The 25,611-nt window shown below is 69.8% G+C and carries 24 protein-coding genes; 16 read left to right on the plus strand and 8 right to left on the minus strand.

Annotation, left to right across the window (positions count from 1 at the left end):
- Positions 1-20 precede the first annotated feature (20 nt).
- On the minus strand, positions 21-458 hold the full coding sequence (gene sdhC / locus JTN19_RS18430; protein ID WP_206935667.1) for a succinate dehydrogenase, cytochrome b556 subunit: 438 nt from the start codon (positions 456-458) through the stop codon (positions 21-23).
- Between the two features lie 761 nt (positions 459-1,219).
- Between sdhC and JTN19_RS18435 the strand changes: the two genes are divergently transcribed.
- Entirely contained in the window at positions 1,220-1,561 is a 342-nt protein-coding gene (locus tag JTN19_RS18435; protein ID WP_184385153.1) for a hypothetical protein, read from the plus strand.
- A 63-nt stretch (positions 1,562-1,624) separates the two neighbouring features.
- Here the strand turns inward: JTN19_RS18435 and JTN19_RS18440 are convergent, their stop codons facing one another.
- The 3 genes from JTN19_RS18440 to pdxA form a co-directional block, all read right to left on the minus strand.
- Positions 1,625-1,771, minus strand: coding sequence for a hypothetical protein (locus tag JTN19_RS18440; protein WP_206935668.1), 147 nt, complete (start codon positions 1,769-1,771; stop codon positions 1,625-1,627).
- A 246-nt stretch (positions 1,772-2,017) separates the two neighbouring features.
- Positions 2,018-2,755: a pyridoxine 5'-phosphate synthase gene (locus JTN19_RS18445; protein WP_206935670.1), complete on the minus strand. Its 738-nt coding sequence runs from the start codon at positions 2,753-2,755 to the stop codon at positions 2,018-2,020.
- The gene (gene pdxA, locus JTN19_RS18450) at positions 2,752-3,723 is read right to left on the minus strand and encodes a 4-hydroxythreonine-4-phosphate dehydrogenase PdxA (RefSeq protein ID WP_206935672.1); all 972 of its coding nucleotides are present in this window, start codon (positions 3,721-3,723) and stop codon (positions 2,752-2,754) included. The genes JTN19_RS18445 and pdxA overlap by 4 nt, the downstream gene beginning before the upstream one ends.
- 90 nt (positions 3,724-3,813) lie before the next feature.
- On the opposite strand from pdxA, the gene JTN19_RS18455 reads away from it, so the two are divergent.
- The 7 genes from JTN19_RS18455 to JTN19_RS18485 all read left to right on the plus strand — a co-directional run bounded on the left by JTN19_RS18455 (position 3,814) and on the right by JTN19_RS18485 (position 11,680).
- Positions 3,814-5,640 carry an extracellular solute-binding protein gene (locus JTN19_RS18455; protein ID WP_206935674.1) on the plus strand — a complete coding sequence of 609 codons (1,827 nt, stop codon included), beginning with the start codon at positions 3,814-3,816 and terminating at the stop codon, positions 5,638-5,640.
- A 1-nt stretch (position 5,641) separates the two neighbouring features.
- Positions 5,642-6,760, plus strand: coding sequence for a microcin C ABC transporter permease YejB (locus JTN19_RS18460; RefSeq protein WP_206935676.1), 1,119 nt, complete (start codon positions 5,642-5,644; stop codon positions 6,758-6,760).
- Between the two features lie 3 nt (positions 6,761-6,763).
- Complete coding sequence (locus JTN19_RS18465) at positions 6,764-7,495, plus strand: DUF3891 family protein (protein ID WP_206935679.1); 732 nt, start codon at positions 6,764-6,766, stop codon at positions 7,493-7,495.
- Positions 7,492-8,526 carry an ABC transporter permease gene (locus JTN19_RS18470; RefSeq protein WP_206935683.1) on the plus strand — a complete coding sequence of 345 codons (1,035 nt, stop codon included), beginning with the start codon at positions 7,492-7,494 and terminating at the stop codon, positions 8,524-8,526. The genes JTN19_RS18465 and JTN19_RS18470 overlap by 4 nt, the downstream gene beginning before the upstream one ends.
- 168 nt (positions 8,527-8,694) lie before the next feature.
- Positions 8,695-10,311, plus strand: coding sequence for a dipeptide ABC transporter ATP-binding protein (locus tag JTN19_RS18475; RefSeq protein WP_206935685.1), 1,617 nt, complete (start codon positions 8,695-8,697; stop codon positions 10,309-10,311).
- Positions 10,298-10,747, plus strand: coding sequence for a hypothetical protein (locus JTN19_RS18480; RefSeq protein ID WP_206935688.1), 450 nt, complete (start codon positions 10,298-10,300; stop codon positions 10,745-10,747). Before JTN19_RS18475 ends, JTN19_RS18480 begins: the two co-directional genes overlap by 14 nt.
- Positions 10,748-11,680, plus strand: a complete 933-nt coding sequence (locus JTN19_RS18485; protein WP_206935690.1) for a 2-hydroxyacid dehydrogenase — start codon at positions 10,748-10,750, stop codon at positions 11,678-11,680.
- Between the two features lie 64 nt (positions 11,681-11,744).
- Here the strand turns inward: JTN19_RS18485 and JTN19_RS18490 are convergent, their stop codons facing one another.
- Positions 11,745-12,260, minus strand: coding sequence for an OmpA family protein (locus JTN19_RS18490; RefSeq protein ID WP_206935693.1), 516 nt, complete (start codon positions 12,258-12,260; stop codon positions 11,745-11,747).
- A 109-nt stretch (positions 12,261-12,369) separates the two neighbouring features.
- On the opposite strand from JTN19_RS18490, the gene puuE reads away from it, so the two are divergent.
- From puuE to rodA, 8 genes are all read left to right on the plus strand, one after another.
- Positions 12,370-13,290: an allantoinase PuuE gene (gene puuE / locus JTN19_RS18495; protein WP_206935696.1), complete on the plus strand. Its 921-nt coding sequence runs from the start codon at positions 12,370-12,372 to the stop codon at positions 13,288-13,290.
- A 72-nt stretch (positions 13,291-13,362) separates the two neighbouring features.
- Complete coding sequence (locus JTN19_RS18500; RefSeq protein WP_206935699.1) at positions 13,363-14,025, plus strand: hypothetical protein; 663 nt, start codon at positions 13,363-13,365, stop codon at positions 14,023-14,025.
- Between the two features lie 322 nt (positions 14,026-14,347).
- The gene (locus JTN19_RS18505) at positions 14,348-15,928 is read left to right on the plus strand and encodes a 2-isopropylmalate synthase (protein ID WP_206935701.1); all 1,581 of its coding nucleotides are present in this window, start codon (positions 14,348-14,350) and stop codon (positions 15,926-15,928) included.
- Positions 15,929-16,212: 284 nt separating this feature from the next.
- Positions 16,213-17,256 (plus strand): rod shape-determining protein, encoded by a 1,044-nt coding sequence (locus tag JTN19_RS18510; RefSeq protein WP_206935703.1) that lies wholly within the window; start codon positions 16,213-16,215, stop codon positions 17,254-17,256.
- A gap of 31 nt (positions 17,257-17,287) precedes the next feature.
- Positions 17,288-18,151: a rod shape-determining protein MreC gene (gene mreC / locus JTN19_RS18515; protein ID WP_206935706.1), complete on the plus strand. Its 864-nt coding sequence runs from the start codon at positions 17,288-17,290 to the stop codon at positions 18,149-18,151.
- Between the two features lie 44 nt (positions 18,152-18,195).
- Complete coding sequence (locus JTN19_RS18520) at positions 18,196-18,699, plus strand: rod shape-determining protein MreD (protein WP_242531277.1); 504 nt, start codon at positions 18,196-18,198, stop codon at positions 18,697-18,699.
- Positions 18,696-20,615 carry a penicillin-binding protein 2 gene (mrdA, locus tag JTN19_RS18525; protein ID WP_242531278.1) on the plus strand — a complete coding sequence of 640 codons (1,920 nt, stop codon included), beginning with the start codon at positions 18,696-18,698 and terminating at the stop codon, positions 20,613-20,615. The genes JTN19_RS18520 and mrdA overlap by 4 nt, the downstream gene beginning before the upstream one ends.
- A complete protein-coding gene (gene rodA, locus JTN19_RS18530) occupies positions 20,612-21,763 on the plus strand; it encodes a rod shape-determining protein RodA (RefSeq protein WP_206935710.1) in 1,152 nt (383 codons plus the stop codon). The genes mrdA and rodA overlap by 4 nt, the downstream gene beginning before the upstream one ends.
- 23 nt (positions 21,764-21,786) lie before the next feature.
- Here rodA and JTN19_RS18535 read toward each other — a convergent pair whose 3' ends face one another.
- From JTN19_RS18535 to JTN19_RS18545, 3 genes are all read right to left on the minus strand, one after another.
- A complete protein-coding gene (locus JTN19_RS18535) occupies positions 21,787-22,731 on the minus strand; it encodes an N-carbamoyl-D-amino-acid hydrolase (protein WP_206935712.1) in 945 nt (314 codons plus the stop codon).
- A 36-nt stretch (positions 22,732-22,767) separates the two neighbouring features.
- Positions 22,768-24,021: a class I SAM-dependent RNA methyltransferase gene (locus JTN19_RS18540; RefSeq protein ID WP_340643370.1), complete on the minus strand. Its 1,254-nt coding sequence runs from the start codon at positions 24,019-24,021 to the stop codon at positions 22,768-22,770.
- Between the two features lie 271 nt (positions 24,022-24,292).
- Positions 24,293-25,495, minus strand: coding sequence for an acyl-CoA dehydrogenase (locus JTN19_RS18545; protein ID WP_206935715.1), 1,203 nt, complete (start codon positions 25,493-25,495; stop codon positions 24,293-24,295).
- Positions 25,496-25,611: the final 116 nt, after the last annotated feature.

The raw sequence follows: 25,611 nt of genomic DNA on the forward strand, positions 1-25,611 counted from the left end.
GCTATCCTTGACGGCCATCTTCAACCCCAAACCACGAAGACGAGAACCCAGGTCAGCACCGTCAGCACGGCGGTGCCGACCAGCACCAGCCGCCCGCTGCGATAGGCCTGGGCCAGCTCGAAGCCATGCCCCGCATCCCAGGCCAGGTGCCGGATGCCGGCCAGCGTGTGGTACCAGGCCGCGACCGTCAGGCCGAACAGCACCAGCAGCCCCAGGATGGAAGAGAGGAACCACTGCACCCGGGCGAAGGCCTCGGGGCCGGCGGCGGCGGCCAGCAGCCACCACACCAGCAGCACCGTGCCGACCGACCAGGCCGTGCCCGTGATGCGGTGCATGATGGAAAGCGCGCTCGTCATCTGCATCATGTCGTAGGCTTGCAGATGCGGCGACAGCGGACGGCGGATGAGCGTGCCGTCGGTGCGCCGGCCGACCATGCCGGCCTCGCGGGGGTCCTTCATGCCGCCAATTCCCGGTTGAGGGCCGACATCGCAGGGATGCGGCCTGTGTTCTTGCGCGGCGTCATCGCCTTCGCTCCAGCTTTGCGTCCTCGGCCGGTCTTGTAGGCGTCCAGGCGTTGCGGCGTCAATCCAACTGGACCCCTCCAACGCGGAAGATACGAATAAGCAACGGTTAAGGGCGGGCGTGCGAGGCTTGGATTTCCGCCGTCCGGGCGATTCGACGTAACGTCAGAATCGGACATGGTTTGTATCGCGCCCAGCTCGGTCGCCCTGCGCCGTCTCCCCGTCGTGTGGCGCAACCGTCACCTGCGTGGAGCGGGTGGCAGTCGTGCAGTTCCAGAATTGATCCGGACACCCATACGGGGCTATGTCCCAACGGCTGTCACTTGTTTGCCATCGGCGCTCGATGGCCTTCGGTTTGGCTGGCCCATCCGCCTGTGCTTGGCGCGGCAGTGGGCGGCGGGCCTGGAAGGCCCTTGGGGGGAGAAAGGGTGGAGAGAGGGCTCTGGCCCCGGCTTCCCCGCGACCCACCCGCCCAGCCGGCATGAAGTGGCGGCGACCCCCGCGGCGGCGCGTGCGCCTTCGGAGGTCGAGAGGCCGCGTGATTCCGTCATCGCACCCTGGGTCCAGGGTCGTCCGGAACTCCGGCCATCATCCGCGCGACGTTTTTTATTGGGGCCGGTGGCCTGGCCGCCGGGGTGACGTTGATTGACACTGCCCTAGAAGCTCCGATCCCTCGGAAGCTCGGATTCAAGCCCGGGATGGTCTGCGCCGTCATTGACCCGCCCGCCGGCTTCAAGCACGGCCTGCCGGCCACGAATGCGTCCGAGCCCGAGTTGATCCTCGCCTTCGCGAGCGACCGTGCCACGCTGGCACGGGTCGCGGCGCGGGCGCTGGACCTCTACGGGGTGGGCGGGCGTCTGTGGTTCGCCTATCCCAAGAAGACGGGGCCGGTGCGTTCCGACCTCGACCGTGACCATGGCTGGGAGCCGCTGACCCAGGCCGGGCTGCTGCCGGTGACGCAGGTGGCCCTCGATCACATCTGGTCCGCGCTGCGCTTCCGCCTGCGCGAGGAAATCCCGACCCTCACCCGCAAGGCCTGAAGGTCCGGTCAAGGCGCCATGGGCCTTGGGCCCTTGGCGCCCCCAGGAATTTACGACAGCGTTTCAGAAACGCAGCCCGGCGGTGAAGAACAGGCCGAGCATCACCGTCAGCCACACGGCGCCCTGCAGGATATAGCTGCGGAGCGACAGGGGCGCCTCCTGGTTCTTACGGACATAGGTGGTGGCGAGGTCGCTGTTCGGATTGGCCATTTTCGGTCTCCAGGGATCGCTTCGATCTGCCCGTCAGATCAGCAAGGCCTGTGCCAGCAGAAGCATTCCAACCGCCGGCCTGCGGGGTGGAATAAGACATCTGAATGTTAATAGGGGCTTAAGCGCAGGCCGCCGGGGCCGGGGCCGCGGCGGGGAGAAGCCGGTTCCTCAGCGTCACGCCAGAGCTTTCTGGCTTGCCAAGCGCGAGGCCTCGCATTTTGCGAGGCGGCTTGCGTGCGATGCGGGTCAGGCTCTCCGGGCGGCCCGCATCAGCCCGCGCATGCGCGCGATGGCCGATGGCAGCCCCTCGAATACCGCCGCGCCGATGAGGAAGTGCCCGATCGAGACCTCGCTGATCTCGGGGATGGCGGCGATGGGGCTGATCGTCTCGAAGGAGAGCCCATGCCCCGCATGGCAATGCAGCCCGAGCGAGGCCGCGGCGCGCGCGCCTTCCGCCAGCCGCGCGGCCAGGGCCGGGCGGGCCTCGGGGGCGGCATCGGCATAGGTTCCGGTGTGCAACTCCACCGCCTGGGCACCGAGGCGGCGCGCGGCCTCGACCTGCACCGGGTCGGGCTCCACGAAGAGCGACACCTCCACCCCCCGCGCGGCCAGGCGCGTGATGGCCTCGCCCAGGAAGGGGCCGGCGCGGGTGACGTCGAGCCCGCCCTCGGTGGTCAGCTCCTCGCGCTTCTCGGGCACGAAGCAGCAGGCGGCCAGGCCCTGGCCGGTGGCGGCCAACTCCTCGGCCAGCGCGACCATCTCAGGCGTCGCGGCCATCTCGAAGTTCAGCCGCGTGGTGACTTCGGCGTGCAGGCGTCGGACATCTCCGTCGCGGATGTGGCGCCGGTCCTCGCGCATGTGAAAGGTGATGCCATCGGCGCCGGCGGCCACGCAGAGCTGCGCGGCGGCGACCGGGCAGGGGAGGTGCCCGCCGCGCGCGTTCCGCAGCGTGGCCACATGGTCGATATTGACGGAAAGCCTCATGCGGGATGCGTCCTGCGGTGGTGGGCGAGCTGCGAAGCGAGGCGAAGGGCGGCGACCAGGCTGTCCGGGCTGGCGATGCCGCGCCCCGCGATGTCGAGCGCCGTGCCATGGTCCGGGCTGGTGCGGATGATGGAAAGCCCGAGCGTCACATTCACCCCTCCATCCATGTCCAGCGTCTTGATCGGTATCAGTGCCTGGTCGTGGTAGAGGCAGATCGCCGCGTCATAGAGGGGGCGGGACTTGGCGGTGAACAGGGTGTCGGGCGGGTGGGGGCCGGTGGCCTCGATGCCCTCGGCGCGCAGCATGGCCACGGCCGGCGCCACGATGGCCTCGTCCTCATGGCCGAGTGTGCCGGCCTCGCCCGCATGGGGGTTGAGCCCCGCCACGGCGAGGCGCGGGGATGCGATCCCGAAATCCCGCCGCAGCCCGGCATGGGCGATGCGGGCGTGTTCCACGATGAGTTCGGGCGTGAGGCGCGCGATGGCCCGCGCGAGGGGCTCGTGCACCGTCACCGGCACCACGCGCAGTTCCGGGCAGGCCAGCATCATGACGGGGGGCACGCCGGTGCCGGCCAATTCGCCCAGGAATTCGGTGTGGCCGGGATGTGGGAAGCCGGCCGCCGTCAGCACCGATTTCTGAATGGGGTTGGTGACCACGCCGCCGACGCTGCCGGCGCGGGCCAGCGCCACCGCCTCCTCGATCGCGGCCAGCACGGCGGGCGCGGTCGCGGCCTGCGGGTGGCCCGGCGTGGCGGGGACGGGCAGGGGCCGGTGCAGCACGGGCAGCGCCTGGCGGAAGGCGGCGCGCGCCGATTCGGGACCGTCCACCCGCGCCACGGGCACGCCCTGGATCAGCTCCGCATCGCCCAGGAAGAAGAATTCCGGCCCGCCCTCCCGCAGCGCCGCCCAGGCGCGGGCGGTGATCTCGGGGCCGATCCCGGCCGGTTCGCCCATGGTGAGTGCCAGCATGGCGCCGGTTTACCGCAGATCGGAAGGCACCGGTATCCGGGGTGCGAACGGGCGGTTGTTCTGCGCGGCCCGCGCCCCCATCCTGTGGGCATGAAGCGCCGTGACCTCTTCGCCGCCGGCTTTGGCCTCGTCGCCTTCTCCGGGCGGGCGATGGCCCAGCAGGGGCCCATCCGCACCCATGCCCTCTCGCTGCTGGGGGAGCCCGCCCTGCCGGCGGATTTCCCGCATTGGCCCTGGGTGAACCCGGACGCGCCCAAGGGCGGGCAGGTGACGCTGACGGCGCTGGGCAGCTTCGACAGCCTGAACCCCTTCATCCTGCGCGGCACGCCGGCGGTGGGGCTGATCAACCTCTACGACCAGCTCCTGGCCACCTCCTCGGACGAGGCCAGCACCGAGTACGCGCACCTGGCCGAGACCATCGAAATCCCGGCCGACCGCATGGGCGTCTCCTTCGAGCTGCGCGAGGGCGCGCGTTGGCATGACGGCCGCCCCATCACGGCCGAGGACGTCGTGTTCAGCTTCCAGACGCTGCGCGCCCAGGGCCGCCCCTTCTTCCGCTCCTATTGGGGCGATGTGGCGGAGGCGGTGGCCGAAAGCCCGCGCCGCGTTACCTTCCGCTTCCGCAGCAATGAGAACCGGGAGCTGGCGCTCATTCTGGGCCAGCTCTACGTGCTGCCGAAGCATTTCTGGGAGGGGCGGGACTTCGCGCGGCCCTTGCAGGAGGCGCCGCTGGGCTCCGGCAGCTATCGGGTGGAAAGCTTTGATTCCGGCCGCAGCATCACCTATGCGCGCGTGCCCGATGCGTGGTCCGCCAACCTCAACACCAAGCGCGGCACCGAGAATTTCGACGTGATGCGCTATGAATACTTCCGCGACGCCACCGTGGCCTTCGAGGCGTTCAAGGCCGGGCAGATCGATTTCCGCACCGAGAACATCGCCCGCAACTGGGCCACGGGCTATGACTTCCCGGCCATGCGCCGCGGCCTCGTGATCCGCGATGAAATCCGGCACGAGCTGCCCACGGGCATGCAGGCCTTCGTGATGAACCTCCGCCGCCCGCTCTTCCAGGATGCGCGGGTGCGCGAGGCACTGATGACCGTCTTCGACTATGAATGGCTGAACGCCAACATCTTCAACGGGCTCTACGCGCGCACCACCAGCTTCTTCTCCAATTCCGAACTCGCCTCCTCCGGCCTGCCCGAGGGGCGGGAGCTGGAAATCCTGGAACGCTACCGCGGCCGCGTGCCCGAGAGCGTCTTCACCACGGAGTTCCGCTTGCCCGTCACCGATGGCAGCGGCAACAACCGCGAGGGGCTGCGCCGCGCGCTGACCCTGATGCGCGAGGCCGGGTGGGAGGTGCGGAACCGCCGCATGGTGAACCCCCAGGGCCAGCCCTTCAGCTTCGAGATCCTGCTGAACGGCGCCACCTTCGAACGCATCGCTCTTCCCTATGTGCAGTGGTTGCAACGCCTGGGCATCGAGGCGCGGGTCCGCACCGTGGACCCCGCGCAATACCAGGTCCGCACCGACGCCTTCGACTTCGACATGACCGTGGACGTGATGGGCCAGAGCCTCAGCCCCGGCAATGAGCAGCGCGACTACTGGACCTGCGAGAAGGCGCGCGAGAATGGCAGCCAGAACGTGGCCGGCATCTGCGACCCCGTGGTGGACGAGCTGGTCGAGCTGCTGATCAACGCACCCGACCGCGAGGAACTGATCCACCGCACCCGCGCGCTGGACCGCGTGCTGCTGCACCACCACTTCGTCATTCCGCAATGGCACAACCGCCGCTTCTGGGTGGCCTTCTGGGACCGCTTCGGCCGGCCGGAGCGCAACCCGCGCTACGGCCTCGGCTTCGACAGCTGGTGGATCGACCCGGCGCGCGACGCAGCCCTCACCGCCGCGCGGCGGGGCTGAGTTGGGCGCCTATCTCCTTCGCCGCCTGTTGCTGGTGGTGCCGACGCTGTTCGGCATCATCCTCATCAACTTCGCCGTGGTGCAGTTCGCGCCGGGCGGCCCCGTGGAGCAGATGCTGGCCGAGCTGCGCGGCGAGGGGCAGACGCTTGGCCGGCTGACGGGCGAGGGCGGCGGCGAGGTCCGCACCGCCCAGCCCAGCGCCTTCGGCACGGGCGGCGGCGGCGAGGGCGGCCCGGTCGGCACCTATCGCGGCGCCCGCGGCCTCGACCCCGCGGTGGTCGCCGAGATCGAGCGCGCCTTCGGCTTCGACAAGCCGGCGCATGAGCGCTTCTTCAACATGCTGGCGGGATACCTGCGCTTCGATCTCGGGCGGTCGCTCTTCCAGGACCGCGCGGTGTGGGATCTGGTGATCGAGAAGCTGCCGGTCTCCATCTCGCTCGGCCTGTGGTCCACGCTCATCATCTACCTGGTGTCCATCCCGCTCGGCATCCGAAAGGCGGTGCGCGACGGGACGCGCTTCGACCTCTGGACCTCGGGCGTGGTGCTGGTGGGCTATGCCATCCCGGGCTTCCTGTTTGCCGTCATGCTGGTGGTGCTCTTCGCGGGCGGCAGCTTCTTCCAGTGGTTCCCACTGCGTGGCCTGGCCTCGCCGGGCGCCGGCGACTGGCCCTTCTGGCAGCGGGCGCTCGACTATGGCTGGCACATCTTCCTGCCCACGCTGACGCTGGTGATCGGCGGCTTCGCGGGGCTGACCATGCTGACCAAGAACTCCTTCCTGGAGGAGATCAACAAGCAATACGTGCTGACCGCGCGCGCCAAGGGGGCGGAGGAAAGCCGCGTGCTCTACGGGCATGTGTTCCGCAACGCCATGCTCATCATCATCGCGGGCTTCCCCGCGGCCTTCATCGGCATCCTGTTCACGGGGGCGCTGCTGGTGGAGATCATCTTCTCGCTGGACGGGCTCGGGCTGCTGGGCTTCGAGGCGGCGCTGCGGCGGGATTATCCCGTGATGTTCGGCACCCTCTACATCTTCACCCTGCTGGGGCTGATCCTGCAGATCGTGAGCGATTTCACCTACACCCTGGTGGACCCGCGCATCGACTTCGAGGCAAGGAGATAGCGCGTGATCCTCTGGACCCAGCCCGATGGCAGCGTGATCGCCACGCCGCAGCCCGCCCATGCGCTGCTCTCCGGACAGTTGGCGCGGGCGCTGGCCGAACCGCCCGAGCCCTTCGAGGCGGTGTGCCTGGCCGCCGCCCAGCATGACTGCCCCTGGATGCCCTGGGAGGCCGCGCCCGAATTCGACGAGGCGACCGGCCTGCCGCGCCAGTTCAACGCCCTGGCGGGCGACGAGCATGTGCCGATGTGGGAGGCGGGCGTGCGCGCCGCACTCGCCAACTGGGGCGGCTGGGTGGGGCTGCTGGTGCTGCTGCACGGGCGGCACATCTACGGCATGAACATCCTGCACAACCGCATGGCGCCCACGCCCGCCGGCCTCGCGGCCATGGAGGGCTATGTGGCCCGCACGCCGGCCTGGGCCGCGCAGATCATGGCGGAGCTGGGCGTCACCGAGGAACAGGTGCGGCCGCAGCAACAGAAGGTGGCCTTCGCCGATGCGGTGGCGCTGGGCCTCTGCTGGGGGCAGGAACGCTTCGACTGCGCGGGCGTGCAGATGACCCGCACCGGCCCCTTCACCGCCACGCTCGACCCCTGGCCCCTCAAGCCCACCGAGATCACGCTGACCACCGAGGCCCGCCGCCTTCCCAGCCGCTTCGCCAATGCGGCCGCCATGCAGGCGGGGCTGGCTTCGGCGCCGCGCGTGGCACTCTCCTTCCGCCTCACCCCTGCCGCATGACGCCCATCACCCGTCGCCGCCTGGCCAATTTCCGCGCGAACCGGCGCGGCATGATCTCGCTGTGGATCTTCGGCATCCTCTTCATCGTGACGCTCTTCGCCGAGGTCATTGCCAATGATCGTCCGCTCTTCGTGCGGATGGAGGGCAACAACTTCTTCCCCGTCCTGGTCGAATACGCCGAGAGCGACATCATCCCCGACGGCTTCCCCACCGCGGCCGACTGGCAGGACCCGGTGCTGACCGACGAAATCCGCGAGCGTGGCGGCTGGGTGATCTGGCCGCCGATCCCCTACAGCCACGCGACGCTGGTGCGGAACCTGCCCACGCCGGCGCCCTCGCCGCCCAGCGCGTCCAACTGGCTCGGCACCGACGACCAGGCGCGGGACGTGATGGCGCGGGTGATCTACGGCTTCCGCATTTCGGTGCTGTTCGGCTTCACGCTGACCATCGCGGCCTCCATCATCGGCATCGCGGCCGGCGCGGTGCAGGGCTATTACGGCGGCTGGACGGACCTGCTCTTCCAGCGCTTCATCGAGATCTGGTCGGGCATGCCGCAATTGTTCCTGCTCATCATCCTGGCCGCGGTGATCGAGCCATCCTTCTGGTCGCTGCTGATCTTCCTGCTGCTGTTTTCCTGGATGGGGCTGGTGGGCGTGGTGCGCGCGGAATTCCTGCGCGGCCGCAACCTCGACTATGTGCGGGCGGCCCGGGCGCTGGGGGTTTCCGACGGGCGGCTGATGTTCCAGCACATCCTGCCCAATGCGATGGTGGCGACGCTGACCTTCCTCCCCTTCATCCTCTCCGGCAGCGTCACGGTGCTGGCGAGCCTGGACTTCCTGGGCTTCGGCCTGCCGCCCGGCTCGCCCTCGCTGGGCGAATTGCTGCAGCAGGGGAAGAACAATCTGCAGGCGCCATGGCTCGCCTTCACGGGCTTCTTCGTGCTGGGCGGCGTGCTGACGCTGCTGATCTTCATCGGCGAGGCGGTGCGCGACGCCTTCGATCCGCGCAAGCTGCCGGGTGGTGGAAGATGATGTTTGCTTGCGCTCAGACGGGCACCCATTGCGGCGTGCCGCGATGGGACCCGGCGCCGGGCGCGCGCTCCGCGCGCTGGGCTTTCGTCGCGCGACTGCCGCGCCAGCCGCAAAGTCGGTCGGGCGGCGCCGACCGCCTTGCGGCCGGATTCTTGGAAGGCGTGTCCGGTGGCTGAAGCCCCTCTCCTCTCCGTCGAGAACCTCTCCGTCGCCTTTCGCGGCAAGCGGGTGGTGGAGGGCGTCTCCTTCACCCTGCATGCGGGCGAGACGCTGGCCATCGTCGGCGAGTCCGGCAGCGGCAAGTCCGTCACGGCGCTCTCCATCCTGCGCCTGCTGGCCGCCACGGGCTCCAACCCCGAGGGCCGCATCACGCTGGATGGCACCGAGGTCACAACAGCCACCGAGAGCGAGATGCAGCGGCTGCGCGGCGGCGTGGCCGGCATGGTCTTCCAGGAGCCCATGACCTCGCTCAACCCGCTGCACAGCATCGGCCGGCAAGTGAGCGAGGCCATCACGCTCCACCGCCCCCTGCGCGGCGACGCCCTGCGCGCGGAAATCATCGCGAAGCTCCAGCGCGCCGGGCTGCCGCAGGTGGAGGAACGCCTAGCCGCCTATCCGCACCAGCTCTCGGGCGGGCAGCGCCAGCGCGTGATGATCGCGGCGGCGCTGGCCAACGATCCGCGGTTGCTGATCGCCGACGAACCCACCACCGCGCTCGACGTCACCATCCAGGCGCAGATCCTGGAACTCCTCGCGCAGCTGAAGCGCGAGATGCGGATGGCGCTGCTGCTCATCACGCATGACCTCACCATCGTGAAGCGCCACGCGGACCGCGTGGTGGTCATGAAGGATGGCCGGGTGGTGGAGCAAGGCGCCGTGGCCGAGGTCTTCGCCAACCCGCAGCACCCCTACACCCGGATGCTGCTGGCGACCGAGCCGAAGGGCCGCCCTGCCCCCGTTTCCCCCGACGCGACGGAGGTGCTGCGCGGCGACGATATTCGCGTGCATTTCCCCATCAGGCGCGGCCTGCTCCGCCGCACCGTCGCGCATGTGAAGGCGGTGGACGGCGTGGACGTGGCCGTGCGCGAGGGCGAGACGCTGGGCCTGGTGGGCGAGAGCGGTTCGGGCAAGACCACGCTTGGCCTCGCGCTGCTGCGGCTGGAAGCAAGCCAGGGCGTGATCCGTTTCCAGGGGCAGGAGATCCAGCACCTCTCGCGCGGGGAGCTGCGGTCACTGCGCGCGCGCATGCAGATCGTCTTCCAGGACCCCTATGGCTCGCTCTCGCCGCGCATGAGTGCCGCCGAGATCGTGGGCGAGGGGTTGTCCGTCCATGAACCCGGCATGACGGCGGCCGAGCGTGCCTCGCGCGTCGCCGCGGCGCTGGAGGAGGTGGGCCTCGACCCCGCCAGCGCCGAACGCTACCCGCACGAATTCAGCGGCGGCCAGCGCCAGCGCATTGCCATCGCGCGCGCGCTGGTGCTGAAGCCGCGCCTGCTGGTGCTGGACGAACCGACCAGCGCGCTCGACGTCAGCGTGCAGGCGCAGGTGGTGGACCTGCTGCGCGGGCTGCAGGCGAAGCACCGCCTGGCCTACCTGTTCATCAGCCATGATTTGCGCGTGGTGCGCGCCATGGCGCATCGCATCATCGTGATGCGCAATGGCAAGATCGTGGAGACGGGCGAGGCCGAGGCGCTGACCCAAAACCCGCAGCAGCCCTACACCCGCGCGCTGATGGCCGCCGCCTTCGAACTCCGCGCCGAGGCCACCGCCGATGTCCGCGGCTGACCCGCACCCCTGGGAGGGGCGGGAACTCCAGGAACTCCGCCGGCTTCTCGACGAGAAGAAGATCACGCTCGGCGTGCTCATCCGCAAGATGAACACGCCCGGCACACCCGTGTATTCGCATTCGGAAAACATCCTGCCGGCGGCGGCCATCCTGCTGACCTCCTTCGCGGCGGCGGTGGTGATCCATCGCTGGCTGGGCGGCGCGCTGCTGCTGGCAGGCTGCGCCTGGTGGTGGTTCCGCGTGCGGCCCACCATCCGCGACGCGGTGATGGACCGCACCACCGCGCATGTCCTGGCGGACCCACGCAACTTCGACGCGCAATGGGCGCGCGGCACCATCACCTTGTTCGCGCGCATGCCCGATGGCACAGAGCGCCTCGCCCGCAAGCGTGACGACTGGCGGGGTTATGTGCGCTCTTTCCATGAGGGGTCCTGAATGGCCATCCTGCTCTCCACCAAAGCCGCGACCATGGAGGATTGGCGCGACGCGCTGCTGGCCGTGGACCCCAGCCTCGACATCCGCCTCTTCCCCGATGTGGGCGACCCCGCCGGCATCGAGGCCGCGGTGTGCTGGACGCAGCACGACATGGCGGAGCTGCGCCGCTATCCGAACCTGAAGCTCATCGTCTCCATGGGCGCGGGCGTGGACCACCTGCTGCGCCCGCCCGGCCCGCCGCCGGGTGTTCCCGTGGCGCGGCTGAAGGATGCGCGCCTTACCCAGGGCATGGCCGAGTGGGTGCTGCTGAACGTGCTGCGCTTCCACCGGCAGGACCTCGAATACCGCGAACAGCAGGCCGCCCGCGTGTGGAACGAGCTGCCCGCGCCCGACACGCACAAGCGCCGCGTGGGCATCCTGGGCCTGGGCGAGCTGGGCGGGGCGTCGGCGCGCCTGCTGCGCCTGCTCGAATTCCCTGTGATGGGCTGGACGCGCAACCCTCGCAGCCTGGACGGCGTGGAAACCTTCCATGGCGCGGCGGGCCTAGACGCCATGCTGGCCAAGACCGACATCCTGGTCTGCCTGCTGCCGCTGACGCCGGACACGCGCGGCGTGATCAACGCGCGTACGCTGGGCCTGCTCCCGCGCGGCGCCTTCGTCATCAACGCCGCGCGCGGCGGGCATGTGGTGGCCGATGACTTGCTGGCCGCGCTGGATTCCGGCCACATCGCCGGCGCCGCGCTGGACGTCTTCGAACCCGAGCCCCTGCCGGCCGATCACCGCTTCTGGGCCCACCCCAAGGTGCTGGTCTGGCCGCACGCGGCCAGCATCACCATCCCCTCCAGCGCCGCGCCGCAGGTGGTGGAGAATTTGCAGCGCGCGCGTGAGGGGCGCCCGCTGATCAACCTCGTGGATTTCTCGGCGGGGTACTGACCGCGTCCGATCGTCGCCGGCGTCAGCCGGCGGCGTGAATCGGCCGCGCAAAAAATCCGGCCGCTTACCGCCGCCCGTCGTCGATCCGCACCTCCACGCGCCGGCTCTCCAGGCTCTCGAAGCCCGGGGTGGGCCCGCGCGAGAGGATGCGGATGCGCGAGGAGGCGATGCCCTTCTCGATCAGCGCATCCGCCACCTGGCGGGCGCGCAGCCGGGCCAGCAGGGCGTTCGCTTCCTCGCTGCCGCGCGGGCCGGTGTAGCCCAGCACCAGCACGCCCACGCGCGGCTCGGCCAGGGCCATCTGGGCCACCCGGTTCAGCCCCGCCTGCGCGGGTTCGGAGAGCGCCGCGGACCATTCCTCGAAGAAGACGACGAAGGCGCGTTCGCTGCCATGCGGCGCGTTGGGCGCCGGCGTCGCGGCGGGCGTAGGGGCCAAGCTAGCCGCGGGGGGGGCCGCCGCGGCGGGCGCGGCCTGGCCCGACAGCGTGGGCGCGGGGAAGCGCGTGTTGCTGGACGGCTCGGCGCAGGCGACCAGCAGGCCGAGCAGGGCGGCGGTGCCGGCGAACCTCAGATGGGCCATCGAATCTCTCCTGGACAGGGTGGCGCGCAGTCTTGCCGGCTTCGGGGGGCGCTGTCACGGCGCCCATTCCGCTTGACCGCGCCCATGGCTGCCGGAAATCCTTGGCGCCATGACGCAGATCCTCGACGACGGCACCGGCTCCCCGCGCGACTTCCTGGGCTATGGCCCGAATCCGCCCGACCCGAAATGGCCGGGAGGTGCGCGCCTCGCCCTCTCCTTCGTGCTGAACTACGAGGAGGGGGGCGAGAACACGGTGCTGAACGGCGATGCCGGCAGCGAGGCCTACTTGCACGAAGTCCCGGGTGGGGCGCCGACCATGGGCGCCCGCAACCGAAGCGTGGAGAGCCAGTTCGACTACGGCGCGCGCGCCGGCGTCTGGCGCATCCTGCGGCTCTTCGCCGCGCGCGGCTTGAAGCTGACCGTCTATGGCGTGGGCCGCGCCCTGGAGCTCAACCCCACCGCCGCCCGCGCCTTCGCGGACCAGGGCCATGAGGTGGCCAGCCACGCCTATCGCTGGATCGACTACCACAACATGCCCGAGGCCGAGGAACGCGCCGACATCGCCCGCTGCGTCGAGACGATCGAGCGTCTGACCGGCCGTCGCCCCGTGGGCTGGTACACGGGCCGCATGTCGCCCAACACGCGCCGCCTGGTGGCCGAGCATGGCGGCTTCCTCTACGACAGCGACGCCTATGACGACGACCTGCCGCATTACGTGCAGGTGGCGGGCAAGCCGCACCTCGTCCTGCCCTACACGTTGGACAACAACGACATGAAGTTCGCCGTCCCCCCCGGCTTCGGCGACCCGGACGGGTTCGAGCGCCACCTGCGCGATGCCTGCGACATGCTGCGCGCCGAGGGCGGGCGGATGATGAGCGTGGGGCTGCATTGCCGCCTGGTGGGGCGGCCGGGCCGCGCCGCGGCGCTGGCGCGCTTTCTCGATCACGTTGTGGCCTGCGGCGATGTCTGGGTCGCGCGCCGCGAGGACATCGCGCGCCACTGGTGGGCCACGCACCCGCCGGCCGGGTGATTTCCTTTGCGCGGCATCGGCAGCCTGGGGTTGTAATAGGCGGAGCCAGCACACTCTCGCCAGGAGAGGCCCATGCCCTTCACCGCCGACGACCGTGACCGCCTGATCCGAGACCCGCGCGGCTTCATGGACGGCATCGCCTGCATGGTGTCGCAGAGCTGCTCCACCCCCAGCCTGCGGGGGCACCCTGATCTGCTGACCTTCGATGACTGCCGCTACATGCGGGCCTTCCGCCAGGAGAGCTACGGGTCGGATACCATCCTGCGCGACATCCCCTACCTCATCCTCCGCATGGCGGTCCCGGACGACAGCGTGGTCTTCCCCGCCTACCTTATCGAATTCGAGGCGGGCGGGGCGCCCCGCACCGTGCTGGGCACCGGGGCGGGACTGGCCTTCACCGCCAACATGAATGGGTGCACGCTCGGCATCGGCTCACAGCGCGGCCCGGGTTCGGCCTGCATCGTCACGCATTCCAACGCGGTGGGCCAGGGTTCCCAGGACGCCAACACCAGGGCCCAGCGCATCGCCGCGGCGCCCATCATCGGACGTCGCGGCCGGCTGTTCGAGCCGGAGCACTACCGCAGCGATGACAAGCAGGCGACCACCTTCGCCTACCGGGAGGGCGGCATGTGGCGGTTCGCCTACATCTCCTACAAGCTGACGCCGGGTGCGGTGGGCTTCGTCGTCAAGAGCTATGGCGTGCGCGACGTGACGACCAACAGCGTCGCGGGCTGAGGGACCGCTTCGCATCCCGAACTGACCGAGCCTGGGCTTGGCGCCTGGCAAGCCAGCGTCCGGTGTTGCCATCGCGGCGAAAGACGCGGCGCTTGATTTCCTGCGCCGGCCCGGGCTAGCCTTGAGACATGCGCGGTGCGACGCCCTTCGCGAAGCCTTCCATCCGGCCCCAGGCCGGCGCTTCGTCGCGCGCCCTTTCGCTCCTTCTCCTTCGACTTACGCGCCCCTGAGCGTGATGCCCGGCTGCGTGCCGGTGTCGCTCAGGGGGTAGCCCCGGCGGCGAAGATGCCGCATGTCGGAACGAAACGAAGCGAGACGTCACATGGCCATCAACCACCCCTCCTTTGGCACCCTGGCCGAAGACCGCATCATCATCTTCGACACGACGCTGCGCGATGGCGAGCAATCGCCCGGCTTCTCCATGAACCTGGACGAGAAGCTGCGCATGGCCGAGGCCCTGGCCGATCTGGGCGTGGACGTCATGGAAGCGGGCTTCCCCATCGCCTCCATCGGCGATTTCGAAAGCGTGGAGGCCATCGCCAAGCGTTTCGCCAAGGATGGCCCGGTGGTCTGTGGCCTGGCCCGCACTTCCTCGGCCGACATCCTGCGCGCGGCCGAGGCCATCAAGCCCGCCGCGCGGCGCCGCATCCACACCTTCGTCTCCACATCGCCCCTGCACATGCGGGTGAAGCTGCGAATGGAGCCCGAGGCGGTGCTGGAACTGGTCACGGCCAGCGTCTCGCTCGCCCGTCAGCACACGGATGACGTGGAATGGTCCGCCGAGGACGGCACCCGCACCGAGCATGACTTCCTGTGCCGCTGCGTGGAGGCCGCCATCAAGGCGGGTGCGACCACTATCAATATCCCCGACACGGTGGGCTACGCCGTGCCGGAGGACATGTTCCACATCTTCAACATGTTGCGAGAGAAGGTTCCCGGCGCGGATGGGGTGATCTTCTCCACCCACAACCACAACGACCTGGGCCTGGCCGTTGCCAACACGCTGGCCGCCATCCGCGCCGGCGCGCGGCAGGTGGAATGCACCATCAACGGCATCGGCGAGCGTGCCGGCAATGCCTCCCTGGAGGAGGCGGTGATGGCGCTGCGCACGCGGCATGACGCCATTCCCACCACCAACAACATCACGACCACCAAGCTGCTGAAGGTCTCCAAGCTGCTGGCCGCCACCACGGGCTTCGACGTGCAGCCCAACAAGGCCATCGTGGGCCGCAATGCCTTCGCGCATGAGAGCGGCATCCACCAGGATGGCGTGCTGAAGGATGCCTCGACCTACGAGATCATGACGCCCGATTCGGTGGGCTGGACCACCAACTCCCTGGTGCTCGGCAAGCATTCCGGCCGCGCCGCCTTCCGCGACCGGCTGAAGTCCCTGGGCTATGAGATCGGTGACAACCAGCTCAACGACGCCTTCAAGCGATTCAAGGACTTGGCCGACCGCAAGAAGGTCGTCTACGACGAGGACATCGCCGCCCTGGTGGATGACGAGGTGGGCCGCACCAACGAGACCATCCGCCTGACGGGCCTCAATGTTTCCACCGGCATGGGCACCAAGCCCATGGCCACCATCACGCTCGAGGTGGATGGCGAGCGGCGCGACGGCATGGCCATCGGCGACGGGGCGGTGGACGCCACCTTCAACGCGCTGCGGCAGGCCTACCCGCATGAGGTCAACCTGAAGCTCTATGCGGTGCAGTCCGTCACCGGCGGCACCGATGCCCAGGCGCGCGTGACCGTGCGCTTTGAGGAAAAGGGCAAGCTGGTGGACGGGCAGGGGGCGGACACCTGCACCATCGTCGCCTCCGCGCGCGCCTATGTGCATGCGCTGAACAAGCTGCTGGTGAAGCGGGAGCGGACGGAGCCGCCGGCGGTTTTGCGGGCGTAGCCCGCTCCCCACGAAATCGCCTCCGGCGCTTTCGCGGGGGCCCCGACATTCCCCGGCACGTCGCTTCGCGTCGTGCCGGGAGGGGCGGTTCGGCGCCCGTCCTGCCAGCTTGGCTCCGCCTTGCGAGGCAAAGCCTCGCAAGGGCACCGGGGGGCGGATGGGATTGCGGGCGCGGCCTTGACGGTGCGGGCGCACCCTGCCTCTTGGGCCCGTCTTGCCCTGCCGGGGCCAAGCCGCTAGGCATCGCGCCTCCCCCCCGGTTTCCCCCAGGAAGGTCGCACCCCATGTTTGCACGCCTGTTCGGCTTCCTCTCCGCCGACATGGCCATCGACCTCGGCACGGCCAATACGCTCGTCTACGTGAAGGGCCGGGGCATCGTGCTGAATGAACCTTCGGTGGTGGCCATCTCCGACCATCGCGGCCGCAAGCAGGTGCTGGCCGTGGGCGAGGAGGCCAAGCAGATGCTGGGCCGCACCCCGGGGAACATCGCGGCCATCCGCCCACTCCGCGACGGCGTCATCGCCGATTTCGAGGTGGCGGAGGAAATGATCAAGCATTTCATCCGCAAGGTGCACAACCGGCGCAGCTTCACCTCGCCCATGATCATCGTCTGCGTGCCCTCCGGCTCCACCGCCGTCGAGCGCCGCGCCATCCAGGAAAGCGCCGAGAGCGCCGGTGCCCGCAAGGTGCTGCTGATCGAGGAACCCATGGCGGCGGCCATCGGCGCCGGCCTGCCGGTGACCGAGCCTTCGGGCTCCATGGTGGTGGACATCGGCGGCGGCACGACGGAGGTGGCGGTCATCTCGCTCGGCGGCATCGTCTATGCCCGCAGCGTCCGTGTGGGCGGCGACAAGATGGATGAGGCCGTCATCAGCTACATCCGCCGCACCTTCAACCTGCTGGTGGGCGAAAGCTCGGCCGAGCGGATCAAGATGGAGATCGGCGCCGCCGCCCCGCCCCTGGACGGCGAGGACGGCCCCATGACCGAGGTGAAGGGCCGCGACCTGATGAACGGCGTCCCGCGCGAGGTGGTCGTGACCCAGCGCGAGATCGCCTACGCGCTGAACGAGCCGGTGACCCAGATCGTGGACGCGGTGAAGGTCGCGCTGGAGAACACGCCGCCCGAACTCGCCGCCGATATCGTGGACAAGGGCATCGTGCTCACCGGGGGTGGCGCGCTGCTCTATCGCCTGGACGAAGTGCTGCGCGACGCGACAGGCCTGCCCGTCGTGGTGGCAGAGGAGCCGCTCTCCTGCGTGGCGCTCGGGACGGGCCGCGCCCTGGAGGAGCTGAAGCGGCTTCGCCAGGTGCTGAGTTCGATGTATTGAGGTGGAGTGACTCGCGGAACCCGGGGGGGACTTGATCCGTCTGAGCATCCCTTTGCGGCAGGCCTTGGCCCGGCTCTCCCTGCCGGTGCTGATCGCCGTCGCCTTCGGCACCATGCTGCTCGGCCGCGCGGACGCGCTGCTGGTGGAACGCGCCCGCATGGTGCTGGCCGATGCCCTGACCCCCATCTGGGCCGCGGTGCAGGAGCCCGTGACGGCGGTGCGCCAGGGCATCGAGGAGGTCCAGTCACTCTGGTATCTCCGCAGCGAGAACGCCCGCCTCACCGAGGAAAATGACCGGCTGCGCCGCTGGCAGGCCGCGGCCCTGGCGCTGGAGGCCGAGAATGCCCTGCTGCGCCGCCAGCTTTCCTGGATTCCCGACCCTACGCCGCAATTCCGCACCGCCCGCGTGGTGGCCGATGGCGGCGGGACCTATGCCCGCGCCGTGCTGCTGGCCACCGGCCCGCAGCATGACATCCGCAAGGGCCAGGTGGCGCTGGACGAGCGCGGCTTCGTGGGCCGCGTGACCGAGGTGGGCTCCCGCTCCGCCCGGGTGCTGTTGGCCACCGACATCAACAGCCGTGTGCCGGTCATCATCGAGGGCTCCCGCGCACGCGCCATGATGGTGGGCGGCAACACCGCCCGCCCGCGCCTGCAGCACTGGCCCGAGGGCGTCCAGCCCCGCGATGGTGACCGGGTGGTGACCTCGGCCGAGGCCGGCGCCTTCCCGGCGGGCCTTCCGGTCGGCGTGGTGCGCCGCACCGAGGGCGGGGCGGCGGAGGTGGAGCTCTTCGCCCAGCTCGAACGGCTGGACGTGCTGCGCCTCTTCGATTTCGGCCTGGCCGGCATCCTCCCCCCTGAGGCCGTGGCCCGGCCCGAGCCGCGCGGTCGGCGCTGAGGCCCATGGCCAGGAAGGGGCGCCCCGCGCCACCCATGGGGCTTATGCGGCAGCTCGATGCCGGCGCGCGGGCGGTGTTTCCCGCGGCCTTCACCGTGTTCCTGCTTGTGATGGCGGCGGTGCCGGTGGGGGTGCCGGGCCTCGTGGTGGCGGTGGCCGTGCCCAGCGTCTTCTTCTGGACGGTGTTCCGCCCCGGCGCCATGCCGCCGCCCATCGTCTTCGCGCTGGGCCTGTTGCAGGACCTGCTGGGCTTCACCCCGCTGGGCAGCGGCGGGCTGATCCTGCTGCTGATGCATGGGGTGGCGCTGCGCGGGCGCACCTGGCTGGCGCGGGCCTCCTTCCTGTGGGGCTGGCTCGCCTTCTGCGCCGTGGCGGCGGGCGCGGTGCTGCTGGGCTGGCTGTTCCAGGCGCTGCTGGGCTGGCAAAGGCCGCCCTTCGTGCCGGGGCTGACGCTCCTCGGCATCATGGCGGGCGGCTATCCGGCGCTGGCCTTCGTGCTGTCGCGCATGCACATGGCCATGCAGCGGGCGGAGGATGCGCTGCGATGAAGTGGCCCCGCATCCTGCGACGGCGCGAGAAGGGCGGCATCGCCAACTTCTCCATGCGCGGCGTGAAGCGCGAGGAGGAACTGCGCCGCACCGTCTTCACCCGCCGCGCCCTGCTGCTGGGGGGCGCGCAGCTCGGCGCCTTCGGCTTCCTGGGCTGGCGGCTGCACACGCTGCAGGTGGACCAGGGCGAGCGCTTCGCCACCCTGGCCGAGGAAAACCGACGCTCCGCCCGGCTGCTCTCGCCGCCCCGCGGCCGCATCTTTGACCGCAACGGCGAGGTGGTGGCCGGTAACCGGCTGAATTGGCGTGCCCTTCTGGTGGCCGAGCACACCACCGACGTCGCCGCGACGCTCGAAACCTTCAGCCGCATCGTCCCGCTGACCGAGGCCGATCGGGCGCGCATCACCCGCGACGTGCGCCGCCGCCGCCGCTTCGTGCCCGTGATGGTGCGCGAATTCCTGGAATGGGAGGAGATGGCGCGCATCGAGGTGAACGCGCCCGACCTGCCCGGCATCCTGATTGATGTCGGCACCACCCGCATCTACCCCGAGGCCGAGCACCTGGCCCATGTGGTGGGCTACGTGGCTCCCCCCAGCGAGGCCGACCTGGACGGCGACCCGCTGCTGCAACTGCCCGGCATCCGCGTGGGCCGCGCGGGCGTGGAGCGCTTCCATGACACCACCCTGCGCGGCCGCGCCGGCGCCGTGCAGCTCGAGGTCAACGCCGTCGGCCGCATCATCCGCGAGATGGACCGGCGCGAGGGCGTGCCCGGTTCCGACGTGGAGCTGACCATTGACGTCGAGCTCCAGAAGGCCGTGCGCGGCAAGATCGAGGAGGGCACCTCGGTCGTCGTGCTGGACGCCACCAATGGCGAGGTGCTGGCCATGGCAAGCCAGCCCTCCTTCGACCCCAACATCTTCAACTCCGGCGTCTCGGCTTCCCAGTGGCGGCAATGGACGTCGGGCCGTTCCACGCCGCTGATCAACAAGACCACGAACGGGCTCTACGCGCCGGGCTCCACCTTCAAGATGATGGTGGCGCTGGCGGCCCTCGAGGCGCGGCTGGTGACGCCGGGCGAGCGCATCCATTGCCCGGGCCATCTCGACTTCGGCAACAACCGCTTCCACTGCTGGAACCGCAACGGGCATGGCGGCGTGGATTTGCGGACCTCGCTGAAGGTCTCCTGCGACGTCTACTATTATGAGATCGCGCGGCGCATCGGCATGGACCGCATCGCCGCCATGGCGCGGCGGTTCGGCATGGGGGTGGACCTCGACATCGAGCTGCCGGGCGCACGCCCGGGCGTCGTGCCCAGCCGCGCCTGGCAGGAGGCGCGCGGCCGCGCCTGGTCCGTGGGCGACACGGTGGTGCACGGCATCGGCCAGGGCTTTTATCAATTGACGCCGCTGTCGCTGGCCGTGATGACGGCGCGGCTCGCTTCCGGCCGCGCCATCCAGCCGCACCTGACCCGCGCCGTGGGCGGGCGGCCCATCCCGGGCCGGCGTCCGGAGGACTGGCCCAGCCTTGGCATCCAGGAGCGCAACCTGCGCCTGATGCGCGACGCCATGTGGTCCGTGATGAACGAACAGGGCGGCACCGCCTATGCCTCGCGCAACATGCAGGGCTTCGGCCAGATGTCGGGCAAGACCGGCACCACCCAGGTCCGTCGCGTCACGCGCGAGCAGCGGGAGCGTGGCTTCAACGTGCAGAACGTGCCGCGCGAATGGCGCCCGCACGCGCTCTTCGTCGGCTACGCGCCGCATGACAACCCGCGCTATGCCGTGAGCGTGGTGGTGGAGCACGGCACCTCGGGCTCCGGCACCGCGGCCCCCCTGGCGCGCGACGTGCTGGTCGAAACCTTCAACCGCTTCCGCCAGCCCATCCCGCCCCGCGTGGCTCAGAGGCGCGAGCCATGAGCGCGCTGCTCGAGCGCCGGCTTCTGACGCGCGACCGGGGCGTGGGCGTGTTCCAGAAGCTTTGGCAAATCCCCTGGCTCTTCGTCCTGCTGCTCTGTGCCGTGGCGGGGGTGGGGTATGTGGCGCTGTATTCGGCGGGCGGCGGCAACCCGGACCTCTACGCCAACCGTCACGGGCTGCGCTTCGGCTTCTGCCTGGTGATGGTGCTGTGCCTGGCGCTGGTGGATGTCCGGCTCTTCGCGCGGCTGGCCTGGCTTGGCTATGCGGCGGCGCTGGGGCTGCTGGTGCTGGTGGCGCTGCACGGCCAGGTGGGCGGCGGCGCGCAGCGCTGGATCGCGATCGGCCCGCTGCAATTGCAGCCCTCCGAGCTGATGAAGATCATGCTGGTGCTGATGCTGGCCGCCTATTTCCACCGGGCGAGCTGGGAGCGCATGGGCAACCCCTTCTTCCTGCTGCCGCCCTTGCTGCTGGTGCTGGTCCCGGTGGGGCTGATCTTCAAGCAGCCCAACCTCGGCACCTCGCTGATCGTGCTGGCGCTGGGCGGCGTGATGTTCTGGGCGGCGGGCGTGCGGTGGTGGAAATTCGCCGGCGTGTTGGGGCTGATGGCGGCCGCCGCACCCATCCTCTACGCCAACCTGCGCGACTACCAGCGCGCGCGCATCACCACCTTCCTCGACCCGGAGAGCGACCCGCTGGGGGCGGGTTACAACATCATCCAATCCAAGATCGCGCTGGGCTCGGGCGGCATCTGGGGCAAGGGCTTTCTGCAAGGCACGCAGGGCCACCTGAACTTCCTGCCCGAGAAGGAAACGGACTTCATCTTCACCATGATCGCCGAGGAATTCGGCCTGGTGGGCGCCCTGGTGACGCTGGCCCTGCTGTTGGGGGTGGTGGCCTTCTGCCTGCTGGTGGCGCTGCGCTGCAAGCACCAGTTCGGCCGGCTGCTGGCGCTGGGGCTGGGCGCCAACTGGTTCCTCTACGTCTTCGTGAACGTGGCCATGGTGACGGGCGGCATTCCGGTGGGCGGTGTGCCGCTGCCGCTGATCAGCCATGGCGGGAGTGCCATGATGACCACCATGCTGGGCTTCGGATTGTTGCTCAGTGTCTGGGTCCACCGGGACCTGGAATTCGGCGTCGCGCGGGATTGACCCACGCGGCGCCGAGGGCCGTTTCAGGCCGGGGGTTCGGCGCCAACCTGCTCGACGATGCGCCTGTAGTGCTCCGGGCGGCGATGGGCGGCGAAGTTGAACATCTTCTCCTTGCCCTGGAGGCAGGCGTCGAGGTCGCATTCGGCCATGACGACCTCGTCGCCCAGGGTCTTCGCCTGGGCCACCACCACACCGTCCGGGTTCACGATGACCGAGCCGCCGATCAGCCCCGAGCCATCCTCATTGCCGGCCTTCGCCACACTCACGGCCCAGGTCGCGTTCATGTAGGCGTTGGACTGCGCGGCCAGGGTCGAGTGGAAGGTGCGGATGTCCTCATTCTCGGTGCTGCCGCCATTAGGGTCATAGGCCGCGGAGTTGTAGCCCATCACCATCAGCTCCACGCCCTGGAGGCCATAGCAGCGCCACGCCTCGGGCCAGCGGCGGTCATTGCAGATCAGCATGCCCATGACGGGGCGGTGCCACTCGGCCGGGCCGCGGAAGGCGGGGAAGCCCATGTCGCCGTATTCGAAATAGCGCTTCTCCAGCTGCTGGAAGCGGCTGCCCTCGCGCGGTTCCACGCTGCCAGGCAGATGCACCTTGCGGTACTTGCCCAGGATCTCGCCATCCGGGCCGACGGTGATGGCGGTGTTGAAGCGGTGGCCGTCCTCGGTCAGCTCTGCGTAACCCAGGTAGAAGCCCACCCGCAGTTCGCGCGCGCGGTCGAACAGCGCCTGGCAGTTGGGGTTGGGCATGGCGCGCTCGAACCAGGTGTCGAGCTCCTGCGTGTTCGGGATGAACCAGCGCGGGAAGAAGGTGGTCAGCGCCAGTTCCGGGAAGACGACCATTTGCGCGCCCTGCCGGGCGGCGTCCTCCAGCAGGGCGATGAGGCGGTCCAGCGTATGGCGCCGGCTGTCGGCGCGCTGGATGGGGCCGGTCTGCGCGCCGGCGAGCGTGAGGATGCGGGGCATGGGCGCAACATCCCGCCGCCGGCGGTCCCTGGCAAGCTACCGCGCGAAGACGGCCACACTCTCGAGGTGCGGCGACCAGAGGAACTGGTCCACCGGCGTCGCCTCGCGCAGCGCGAAGCCCGCGCTGCGCAGGGTCGCCGCGTCGCGCGCCAGTGCCGCGGGGTTGCAGGAGACGTAGATCACATGCGGCACCGCGCTGCGCGCGATCTGCGCCACCTGCTCGGGCGCGCCGTTGAAGGGCGGGTCCAGCACCACCACGGCATAGGATTTCAGCTCGGCCGGCAACAGGGGCTGCCGCGCCAGGTCGCGCCGGGTGGCGGTGATGCGCGGATGCGCGCCGGCCAGCGTCGTGACGGCCGCGCCATCGCCCTCATAGGCCTGCACCACCCCATGCGCGGCCAGCGGCAGAGAGAGCGTGCCGATGCCGGCATAGAGATCCAGCAGCCGCGCCCGCTTGGACAGCTTGGCCGGCAGCCCGGCCAGGACGGCGGCGATGATGGCGGCCTCGCCCTCGCGGCTGGCCTGCAGGAAGGCCCCGGCCGGGGGCGCGACGGCCACGCCCGAGAGGTGGTGCCGCACCGGATCATGCTGCGCCGCCACCTCGTTCGCGCCCTTGGTGGACCAGGCGATACGCGGAATGCGGTGCGTGGCGGCGAAGGCGGCCAGGCGCTGCCGGTCGGGCATGGTGAGCGGCCCGTCGGTGCGCAGCAGCAGGTCCGGCCCGCTGTCCAGCATGTTCACCACCACGGCCCCCAGCCGCTTCAGGGCCGAGAGGCTGCGCAGCGTCTCCGCCAGTTGTGGCAGCAATGCCACCAGGGCGGGTTGCAGCACGGGGCATTCGGCCAGCGGGATCAGGTCATGGCTGCCACGGGCGTGGAAGCCGATGGTGACGCGGCCATCCGCTAGCCGCTCCAACCCCAGATCGGCGCGGCGGCGGGCGCCCGGGGGCGTGCGGGCGAGGTCATGCACCAGGGGCGTGGCAAAGCCCGCGGATTCCAGCGCGGCGACGAGGCGTCCGCGCTTCCAGGCCGCATAGGGCGCATCGGCCCAATGCTGCAGGGCGCAGCTGCCGCAGCGACCGAAATGGGAGCAGGGGGCCGCGACGCGCTCCGGACTGGCGTCCAGGATGGAGAGAGCCGACCCCGGCACCACTCCCTGCCGCGCCGCGCCGAGATGCGCCTCCACCCTTTCGCCGGGCAGGGTGTAGGGAATGAAGGCATGGCCACCGGTGGGCAGCGGCGCGATGCCGTCGCCCTGGGCGCCCATGGTGGTGATGGAAAGCTCGGTCACGGCGCCCTCCGGGCGAAAAAGCCCAAAGGGCAGGTCGAAGCGGCGGGCGCAAGGGACGCCCGCGATCTCATCCGCCCCACCCGGTGCCCTGGCGAGGCTTTGCCTCGCCAGGCGGAACCCCGCCACCAGGACAAAGCGCCAAGCCGGGGCCCCCGGCACGGCGCGCAGCGACGTGTTGGGGTGGTAAGGGGCCCCCGGCACGGCGCGCAGCGACGTGTTGGGGTGGTGAGGGGCCCCCGGCACGGCGCGAAGCGACGTGATGGGGATCAGATCAGCCGAAGGCGTTCAGCCCCGTGATGGCGCGCCCGAGGATGAGGGCGTGCACGTCATGCGTGCCCTCATAGGTGTTCACCGTCTCCAGGTTCATGACGTGGCGGATCACGTGGTACTCGTCCACGATCCCGTTGCCGCCATGCATGTCGCGGGACATGCGCGCGATGTCGAGCGCCTTGCCGCAATTGTTGCGCTTGATCAGGCTGATCATCTCCGGCGCCGCCTTGCCCTCGTCGAAGAGGCGGCCGACGCGCAGGCAGGCCTGCAGGCCGAGGGTGATCTCGGTCTCCATGTCCGCCAGCTTCTTCTGGATCAACTGCGTCTGGGCCAGCGGGCGGCCGAACATCTTGCGGTTCAGCGTGTAGTCGCGCGCGGCGTGCATGCAGAATTCGGCGGCCCCCAGCACGCCCCAGGCGATGCCATAGCGTGCGCGGTTGAGGCAGGAGAAGGGCGCGGCGAAGGAACGGGCCAGCGGCAGGCGGTTCTCATCGGGGACGAAGACCTCGTCCATCATGATCATGCCGGTGATGCTGGGGCGCAGCGAGAACTTGCCCTCGATCTTGGGCGTGGTCAGGCCCTTCATGCCGCGTTCCAGCAGGAAGCCGCCCAGCGTGCCCTCGTCATCCTTGGCCCAGACCAGGCAGACATCGGAGATGGGCGAGTTGGTGATCCAGGTCTTGGAGCCCGAGACCAGCCAGCCGCCATCCACGCGCTTCGCGCGCGTCCGCATGGAGTTGGGGTCGGAGCCCGCGTCCGGCTCGGTCAGGCCGAAGCAGCCCACCCATTCGCCGGTGCGCAGCTTGGGCAGGAACTTCTGCTTCTGCGCCTCGCTGCCATAGGCGTGGATGGGAAACATCACGAGCGAGGACTGCACGGAGAAGGCGCTGCGATAGCCGCTGTCCACGCGCTCGACCTCGCGCGCCATCAGGCCATAGGCGACGTAGGAGACGCCGGCGCAGCCATAGCCCTCCAGCGTCGCGCCGAGGAAGCCCTGCTCGCCGAAGGCGTTCATGATGGAGCGGTCGAAGGTCTCGTGCCGGTTGGCCATCAGCACGCCGGGCATCAGCCGGTCCTGGCAGAAGGCGCGCGCCGCGTCGCGGATCATGCGCTCGTCTTCCGTCAGCTGCTCCTCGAGGAGGAAGGCGTCCTCCCAGGTGAAGGGGGCGGTCTTGCTCTTGCCGGGCGAGGTGACGACGTTCATGGCTTCTTCCTTCAGCGGCCGGGCGATGGATGGCCCGCGCGGTGCCCAGGGCTTACCACGCCCGGGGCGCGCTTGTGCAGGGTGAAGCGACGCATGGGGGCATATTCCGCGCTTTG

The sequence above is a fragment of the Roseococcus thiosulfatophilus genome, assembly GCF_017311575.1.
In the GTDB taxonomy this organism is placed as follows: Bacteria; Pseudomonadota; Alphaproteobacteria; order Acetobacterales; family Acetobacteraceae; genus Roseococcus; species Roseococcus thiosulfatophilus.